This window comes from Kitasatospora sp. NPDC004723 (assembly GCF_040609255.1).
Taxonomy (GTDB): Bacteria; Actinomycetota; Actinomycetes; order Streptomycetales; family Streptomycetaceae; genus Kitasatospora.
On record NZ_JBEXJT010000087.1, the window covers coordinates 1 to 7,608 of the forward strand.

Below are 7,608 nucleotides of genomic sequence, written 5' to 3' on the forward strand. Positions count from 1 at the left end.
CTAACCCTATCCCCCCCTTTTCCCCCTCCCCCGCTTTTCGCTCGGTCCCCCCCCCCGCGTGGTGTGGGGGGGGGCGGCGGCCGCCGGCCCCCCCCCCCCCCCCCCCCCGACCGGGGACGGGGACGGGGCGGGCGGGGACCACGAACGGCCTCGCCCGCGACGAACTCTGGGACGATGAGGTCCGCCGTCGACCTCGCGGAACGCGCGGCCGCGGGGTTCGGCCTGCTCCGACGGAGTCCACGGGACAGGCCCCGGCCGGACCGACACGCCCTGGAGGCACATCGTGGAGCGGACACCGGGGGAGCGCTGGGTCGCCGGGGTCGACGTCGGCGGCTCCGGGACCCGGCTCGCGCTGGCGCCCGCCCGGTGGCCGGACGGGCTCGCGGGGGCGCGGACGGCCGAGGTGGCCGCACCCGCCCGGGTGTCGGCCGCGGCCGGCGGCCAGGACGCGCGGGCGCTGCTCGACCACCTGCTCCCCGCCCTCCGGGGCCTCGCCGCCGGGCTGCCGGACGGCGCGCGGATCGGGGCCGTCGCGGTCGGCGCCACCGGCATGGCCCTGCTCGGTCGTGACCTCGCCGCCCGCCTGCCCGATCCGCTCGCCCGCGCCACCGGGGCCCGGCACCTGGTGCTCGCCGGGGACGCGATCACCGCCCACGTGGGCGCGCTGGGCACGGACGCCGGAGTGACGGTGGCCGGCGGCACGGGCCTGGTCGCCATCGGCTTCCACCCCGGAGCCGGCTGGCGGCGCGCCGACGGCTGGGGCCAACTGCTCGGCGACTGCGGCAGCGGCGGCTGGCTCGGCCGTGCCGGGCTGGAAGCCGCCCTGCGGGCGTACGACGGCCGCCCCGGCGGCTCGGCCCCGCTGCTGGCCGCCGCCGAACGCCGCTACGGCCCCGTGACCGGCCTCCCGGCCGCCCTGCAGCCGCGCCCCGACCGCGCCGCCCTGCTCGCCGCCTTCGCCCCGGACGTCGCCGCCGTGGCCGAGCAGGGCTGCCCGGTGGCCGCCGGACTGATCCGCCGCGCCGGCGAGGAGATCGCGGCCGCCGCGACCGCGGCCGCCGCGTCGGCCGGCCTCCCCGCCCCCGACCTCGTCCTGACCGGCGGCCTCTTCCGCCTCACCGCCCTGCACCGCGCCACCCTCGACGCCCTCGCCGCCCGCCTGCCCGCCGCCCGCCTCCGCACCCCCGACGGCCCACCCCTGCTCGGCGCCCTCCGCCTCGCCGTCACCGCCCCCGACCTCCCCTGGCCCGTGCACCCGCCGCTGCTCTCCCTGCTGGAGCGCGGGCCCCGGAAAACGGCTTGAACGGGGGACCGGAGCCTGCCTAGCGTGGCGGGCATGGAGAAGATCACCGCCCCCGACGACTGGCTCGCGGCCAACCGCGCCAACTGGGACTGGCGCGTCCCGGTGCACGTGGCCAGCGAGTTCTACGACGTGCCCGGCTTCGTCGCGGGCAAGGAAGTGCTGCGGGACTTCGAGCTGGCCGAGGTCGGCGACGTGTCCGGGAAGTCCCTGCTCCACCTCCAGTGCCACTTCGGGCAGGACACCCTGTCCTGGGCCCGGCGCGGGGCGACCGTCACCGGGCTGGACTTCTCCCGGCCGGCCGTGGAGGCCGCCACCGGGCTGGCCGGGCGGATCGGCGCGGATTCCGCCCGCTTCGTCGTCTCCGACGTGTACGACGCGGTGGACGCGCTCGACGGACAGCGCTTCGACGTCGTCTACACCGGCCTGGGTGCCCTGTGCTGGCTGCCGGACATCACCCGCTGGGCGCGCACGGCGGCGGCCCTCGTCGCACCCGGAGGCTTCCTCTACCTCGCGGAGTTCCACCCCTTCGCCGACAGCCTGGGCGAGGACGGCCGGACGGTCGAGTACGACTACTTCCACCGCGAGGCCACGGTCTGGGACGAGGCGAGCACCTACACCGACGGCGAGCCGGCGCCCACGGCGGCGACCGTGACCGTCGAGTGGCAGCACGGCGTCGGCGAGGTCGTCAGCGCCCTGGCGGCCGCAGGCCTGCGGATCGAGTTCCTCCACGAGCACGACTTCACCGTGTTCGCCCGCTTCCCGGTCCTGGAGCACGACCGGGTCTTCCGCTTCCCGGACGGGCAGCCGGGCGTCCCGCTGATGTACTCCGTCCGCGCGAGCAAGCCGGCGTAGCGCTCTCCGCCGGGGTCACGGCTTGCGGGCCACCGCACCGTACATGCTGACCCGGTCGGCACCCGCGGGCAGGGCGCCGTCGGGGCGCCAGAGGGGGACGGTGACGACCCCGGGGTCGAGGACCTCCAGGCCGTCGAGGAAGGCGCGCACCTGGTCCCGGGTGCGGCCGACCAGGGGAGCGGTGGCCTTGCTGTAGACCCCCGTCACCCGGTCGCGGACCTCGGCGGGGAGGAAGTCCGCGGTGCCGTGCGACAGGATCAGGTGGCTGCCGGGCGCGAGGGCGTCCAGCAGGGTGCGCACCAGCGCGCAGGGGTCCTCCTCGTCCCGCACGAAGTGCAGGACGGCGGCGAGCACGAGGCCCGTCGGACGGTCGGGGTCGAGCAGCTTCTCGGCCCGGGCGTCGGCCAGCAGCTCGACGGGGGAGCGCAGGTCGGCCTGGATGACGGTGGTGCGGCCGACGGCGCTGCCGCCCATCAGGGCGCGGGCGTGGGCGAGCACGATCGGGTCGTTGTCCACGTAGAGGACCCGGACGCCGGGATCGACCGCCTGGGCGATCTCATGGGTGTTGCCGGCGGTGGGGATGCCGGTTCCGATGTCGAGGAACTGGTCGATGCCGAGGCCGGCCACACAGCGCACCGCCCTGGTGAGGAAGCCCCGGTTGGCGCGCGCCGTGGACCGGAACTCGGGGTTGGCCGAAAGGGCGCGCTCGGCGGCCTCGCGGTCGGCCGGGAAGTTGTCCTTCCCGCCCAGGTAGTAGTCGTACATCCGGGCGGGGTGCGGGATCTCCGGACGGAGGTCGGCGGGGACGCCCGGCTCGCCCTGCTCCCACATCTCTTCGTAACTCACCACTGCCGCCCCGCCTCCGCCTCGGTGATCCGATGATCCGTCGGCGGACAGCGTAGGTGTTCGAGCGGACTCCCGTGTGCCGTTCGCCGGTTCACCCCCGGTTGGGCGGAATGGGACACCTGCCGCCATCGGGAGAACGTCCCCCGGCGGGCGGTCCCGGCGCTCCCGGCGGACGATGGGAGTGTCCGGGGCTCTGCCCAACCGAGGTGCCGCCGCCGTGGGGCGGCTACGGGAGGTCGCCATGGCCGTCGCCGAGATCGTTCCGGCCGACATCAGGGAGTGGCGGGGTCAGGCCGTCCTCGACCAGAAGGGGCACAAGATCGGCAAGCTGGAGTCCGTCTACGTGGAGACCGCCAGCGACGAGCCGTACTTCGCCACCGTCACGGTCGGGCCGGCCGTCTCGGTCGGGCTGAACGTGAACAGCAAGCTGATCTTCGTCCCACTCGACGGGGCGGTGCTGGGCCCGGGGTACGTCAAGGTGGCGTTCGCGCGGGCGCTGGTCAAGGCGGCGCCGTCGATCGGCGTCGACGACGTGCTGCCCGCCGAGGCCGAGCCGGAGGTGTTCGCGCACTACGGCCTCGACTACGCCACCGGTACGGGCGGGGAACGGCGGCTGGCCCGCCGCTGAGCGCCCCGCCCACCCGGTCGCCCGCCCCCGCCGTCGACCGCCGGGGCAGTGATACCCCACGGGGTACACTGGACAGCCGGTAGTCGACAGCGGAAGGCGGTCCTGAGATGCAGGTGGACGAGGAAGCCGTCGGTGCGGTCCTGAACCGGCTCCGGCGTGCCCAGGGGCAGCTGGCCGGCGTGATCGCCATGATCGAGGCCGGCCGGGACTGCAAGGACGTGGTGACCCAGCTGGCCGCCGTCTCCCGGGCCCTCGACCGGGCCGGCTTCAAGATCGTGGCGAGCGGCATGCGCCAGTGCATGGCGGGCGCCGACGCCGACGCGCCGCCGATGAGCGAGGCCGAGCTGGAGAAGCTCTTCCTGGCCCTGGCCTGAGCCCGGGCTCCGGACCCCGTACCCCGGCGGGGGCGCGTGCCACTACGGCGCGCGCCCCCGCCGTTTGCGTGCCGCACCCCGTTCCGGGCCCGGCCGTGCCAGGCTCGTCCCTCCATGACTCTCGCCATCGCCCTGCTCACCCAGGACCTCCGCCTGCACGACAACCCCGTGCTGCACGCCGCCCGCGCCACCGCCGACGAGGTCGTCCCGCTCTTCGTCCTGGACCCGGACATCGCCGCCACCGGCTTCGCCGCTCCCAACCGCGCCGCCTTCCTCGCCGACTGCCTCACCGACCTGGACGCCTCGCTGCGCCCGCTCGGCGGCCGGCTGGTGCTGCGCCGCGGACCCGCCGCCCCGGCCACCGCCCGGCTCGCGGCCGAACTGCACGCCGCCTCGGTGCACGTAGCCGCCGGCGTGAGCGCCTTCGCCCAGCGCCGCGAACAGGCGCTGCGCGCCGCGCTCGGCGACCGCCTGCACGTCCACGACGGCTCGCTCACCGCCGTCGTCCCCGGCGCGGTGACCCCTGCGGGCAAGGACCACTACGCCGTCTTCACCCCGTACTTCCGCGCCTGGTCGCAGGCGCCCCGCCGGACCGTCCACCGCCCGCCGAGGAGCCTGCGGACCCCGGAGGGCATCGCGAGCGAGCCCGTCCCCACCGCGCGGCCGGACTCGCCCGCGCTCCCGCCGGGCGGCGAGCGGGCCGGCCGGCGGCTCTGGCGCAGCTACGAGCGCCACGACCTCGACCGCTACGCCGAACTGCACGACGACCTCGCGGCCGACGCCACCTCGCACCTCTCGCCGTACCTGCACTTCGGCTGCCTGTCCGCCGCCGAACTGGCGGCCGGGGCGCTGCGCCACGGCGGCGACGGCGCCGAGGCGTTCGTCCGCCAGCTGGTCTGGCGCGACTTCCACCACCAGGTGCTCGCCGCCCGCCCGCAGGCCGCCCGGCAGGCCTACCGCGACCGGGGCGACCACTGGCTGCCGGAGGACGACGAGGAGTGCGCGGCCTGGCGCGCCGGGCGCACCGGCTTCCCGCTGGTCGACGCCGGGATGCGCCAGCTCGCCCACGAGGGCTGGATGCACAACCGGGCCCGGCTGGTCACCGCCTCCTTCCTCGCCAAGACGCTCTACCGGGACTGGCGGATCGGGGCGCGCCACTTCCTGCGGCTGCTGGTGGACGGGGACCTCGCCAACAACCAGCTCAACTGGCAGTGGGTGGCGGGCACCGGGACGGACACCCGGCCGAACCGGGTGCTCAACCCGCTGGCGCAGGCCGACCGGCTCGATCCGGACGGCGCCTACGTCCGGCGCTGGGTCCCGGAGCTGGCGCACGTCCCCGGGCGGGCGGTGCACCGGCCGTGGCTGCTGGACCGGCGCCCGGCCGGCTACCCGGACCCGCTGGTCGACCCGGCGGCGCTCTCGGACCGCCTGCGCGGCGCCCGCGGCCTGGACTGACCCACCGTCCGGGCGCCGCCCGTCCCACAGTTCCCGAACCGCCCGACGTTGCGTCACGCTTCGTTCACGTCCAGGTCGCCGGTCTTCGGATGAATGGGCCCGGCCCCGCAGTTGTACAGCCAACTGTCCATGGGGCTCACTCCTCCCAGCCTCCGTCAGCAGCCGTGGACGGCCCCGGTCCGGCACCCCCCGACGGCCCGGCGCCCGAGCGGCGGACAGGACATCCGTGGCCACCGGCAACACCCTGACTCCCACCTGGTCGACCAGCCCCTTCGAGGGCGACCGCCTCGCCTTCCACTGGACCACCGACGCCCCCGACCCCAAGAACTGGGTCGGCATCTACGACGGCGCCCGCCGGCCCGGCAACGGCGGCTCGCTGCTCTGGAAGTACACCCCGGGCACCGCCGGTGACGTCCAGCTCGACACCTCCGCGCTCACCGGCGGTCCCTACACCGCCTACCTGCTCGCCAAGGACGGCTACGGCATCCTCGCCACGAGCGAGCCCTTCGCCTTCCGCCCCAAGCCCGCCGTGGTCCGCCCGCACGCCGTCGTGGACGCCTTCACCGCCACCCCGGTGGCCCCGGGCGCTGCCGTCACCGTCAGGCTCGGCGGCCTCTGGTCGCGCCCCGCCGGCAACCCGGCCGGCAGCGCGGCCTTCCGCAAGGTCTCCGGCCCGGGCTGGCTGACGGTCGCCGCCGACGGCACCGTCACCGGCACCGCGCCGGCCGGCAAGGCGCCGCGCACCCCGGAGGTGCTGGTCGTCGGGGTCAAGGACGGCACCGGCGCCACCGACACCCTCACCGTGCTGCTCCCGGTCGCCGATCCGGCCGCCGCGCCGCGCCTCAAGGTGGCGAGCTGGAACCTCGCCGACGCGGGCTCCGCCTTCACCGACGCGGTCGAGAAGCAGTTGCGCGTCGTGCTGGCCCAGGGCCTGGACGTGCTGGCGCTCCAGGAGACGGCGGGTACGGCCGCCAGGACCCTCGCCGACGCCCTCGGCTGGTACGCCCACCAGAGCACCGGCAGCGTCGGCATCCTCAGCCGCTACCCGCTGACCGCCGTCACCGCGCCGACGCCCGACCTGCCCGCCGCCGCGGCGACCGTCCAGCTGCCGGGCGGACGCGCCGTGCGCGTCTGGAGCGCGCACCTGGACGAGGCCGACTACGGCCCGTACGCCGCCCAGGACGGGCGCACCGCCGCCGGGATCACCGCCGCCGAGAACGCCTCTGTCCGCCTCCGGCAGGCCAGGGCGCTGGCCGCCGCCGTGCAGGCCGACGCCGCCGCGGGCGTGCCGGTGGTGCTGGCCGGCGGGTTGTCCTCGCCGTCCCACCTGGACTGGACGGCCGCCACCGCCGCCGCGCACAGCGGTATCGGCGCGCTCAACTGGCCGGTCACCGCGGTACTCCAGGCCGCCGGGCTCACCGATACCTACCGCGAGGAGAACCGGGACCCGGTCAGGGCGCCGGGCACCACCTGGTCGCCGGTCCGCAAGCAGCGCGCCGCCGGCAAGGCCGAGCCGCAGGACCGGATCGACTACGTGCTCTACCGCGGCCGGCTGAAGCTGGTCGAGGCGCACACCCTGGTCGCCGACTGGCCGGCCACCGCCGCAGACCCGGCCGCCCTCGCCGCCAACCAGTGGCCCTCCGACACCGCCGCCGCGGTCGCCACCTTCCAGCTCTGAAAGGCCAGTTCGCGATGTCCGACCTTTCCCGCCGCACCTTCGTCGGCGCCACCGCGGCCGCCGGCGCCGCCGCCCTGACCGGCCTGCCCGCCACCCCGGCCCAGGCCGCCGCCCCCGCTCCGGCCCCGGCCCGGCTCACCGGCACCATCAAGGACGTCCGGCACGTCGTGGTGCTGATGCAGGAGAACCGCAGCTTCGACCACTACTTCGGCACCTTGAACGGCGTGCGCGGCTTCGGGGACAAGCAGGCGCTGCAGTTCCCCGACGGCACCGACGTGTTCCGCCAGCCCGACCCGCGCCGCAGCGACGGCAACGTGATGCTGCCGTACCGGATGGACACCTCGAAGTACAACGCGCAGAACGCCGGCGGCCTGCCGCACGACTGGGCCACCGGCCACCAGGCCATCAACAACGGCGCGATGAACAAGTGGATCGCCGCCAAGGGCGAGCGCACCATGGGCTACTTCACCCG

General features: G+C 76.0%; 8 protein-coding genes. 7 read left to right on the forward strand and 1 reads right to left on the reverse strand.

Features of this window, described 5'->3' with window-relative positions:
- Nucleotides 1–283: 283 nt before the first annotated feature.
- Nucleotides 284–1,303, forward strand: coding sequence for a BadF/BadG/BcrA/BcrD ATPase family protein (locus tag ABZW10_RS38390; RefSeq protein WP_355376273.1), 1,020 nt, complete (start codon nt 284–286; stop codon nt 1,301–1,303).
- Between the two features lie 33 nt (nt 1,304–1,336).
- Complete coding sequence (locus ABZW10_RS38395) at nt 1,337–2,155, forward strand: class I SAM-dependent methyltransferase (RefSeq protein ID WP_355376276.1); 819 nt, start codon at nt 1,337–1,339, stop codon at nt 2,153–2,155.
- Between the two features lie 15 nt (nt 2,156–2,170).
- Here the strand turns inward: ABZW10_RS38395 and ABZW10_RS38400 are convergent, their stop codons facing one another.
- Nucleotides 2,171–3,001, reverse strand: coding sequence for an SAM-dependent methyltransferase (locus ABZW10_RS38400; RefSeq protein ID WP_355376279.1), 831 nt, complete (start codon nt 2,999–3,001; stop codon nt 2,171–2,173).
- Nucleotides 3,002–3,242: 241 nt separating this feature from the next.
- On the opposite strand from ABZW10_RS38400, the gene ABZW10_RS38405 reads away from it, so the two are divergent.
- From ABZW10_RS38405 to ABZW10_RS38425, 5 genes are all read left to right on the forward strand, one after another.
- Nucleotides 3,243–3,629, forward strand: a complete 387-nt coding sequence (locus tag ABZW10_RS38405) for a PRC-barrel domain-containing protein (protein ID WP_355376292.1) — start codon at nt 3,243–3,245, stop codon at nt 3,627–3,629.
- A gap of 107 nt (nt 3,630–3,736) precedes the next feature.
- Nucleotides 3,737–4,003, forward strand: coding sequence for a metal-sensitive transcriptional regulator (locus ABZW10_RS38410; RefSeq protein WP_355376282.1), 267 nt, complete (start codon nt 3,737–3,739; stop codon nt 4,001–4,003).
- 114 nt (nt 4,004–4,117) lie between these two features.
- Nucleotides 4,118–5,458, forward strand: coding sequence for a deoxyribodipyrimidine photo-lyase (locus tag ABZW10_RS38415; RefSeq protein WP_355376284.1), 1,341 nt, complete (start codon nt 4,118–4,120; stop codon nt 5,456–5,458).
- Between the two features lie 226 nt (nt 5,459–5,684).
- Nucleotides 5,685–7,136, forward strand: a complete 1,452-nt coding sequence (locus ABZW10_RS38420) for an endonuclease/exonuclease/phosphatase family protein (protein ID WP_355376287.1) — start codon at nt 5,685–5,687, stop codon at nt 7,134–7,136.
- Between the two features lie 14 nt (nt 7,137–7,150).
- The coding region (locus ABZW10_RS38425) for an alkaline phosphatase family protein (protein WP_355376290.1) at nt 7,151–7,608 on the forward strand (458 nt) is incomplete at its 3' end.

Bases quoted from the DNA above. Each gene is read 5' to 3' on its own strand.
- ABZW10_RS38405 (WP_355376292.1), top strand. From the start codon at position 3,243: ATGGCCGTCGCCGAGATCGTTCCGGCCGACATCAGGGAGTGGCGGGGT.
- ABZW10_RS38415 (WP_355376284.1), top strand. From the start codon at position 4,118: ATGACTCTCGCCATCGCCCTGCTCACCCAGGACCTCCGCCTGCACGAC.
- ABZW10_RS38395 (WP_355376276.1), top strand. From the start codon at position 1,337: ATGGAGAAGATCACCGCCCCCGACGACTGGCTCGCGGCCAACCGCGCC.
- ABZW10_RS38410 (WP_355376282.1), top strand. From the start codon at position 3,737: ATGCAGGTGGACGAGGAAGCCGTCGGTGCGGTCCTGAACCGGCTCCGG.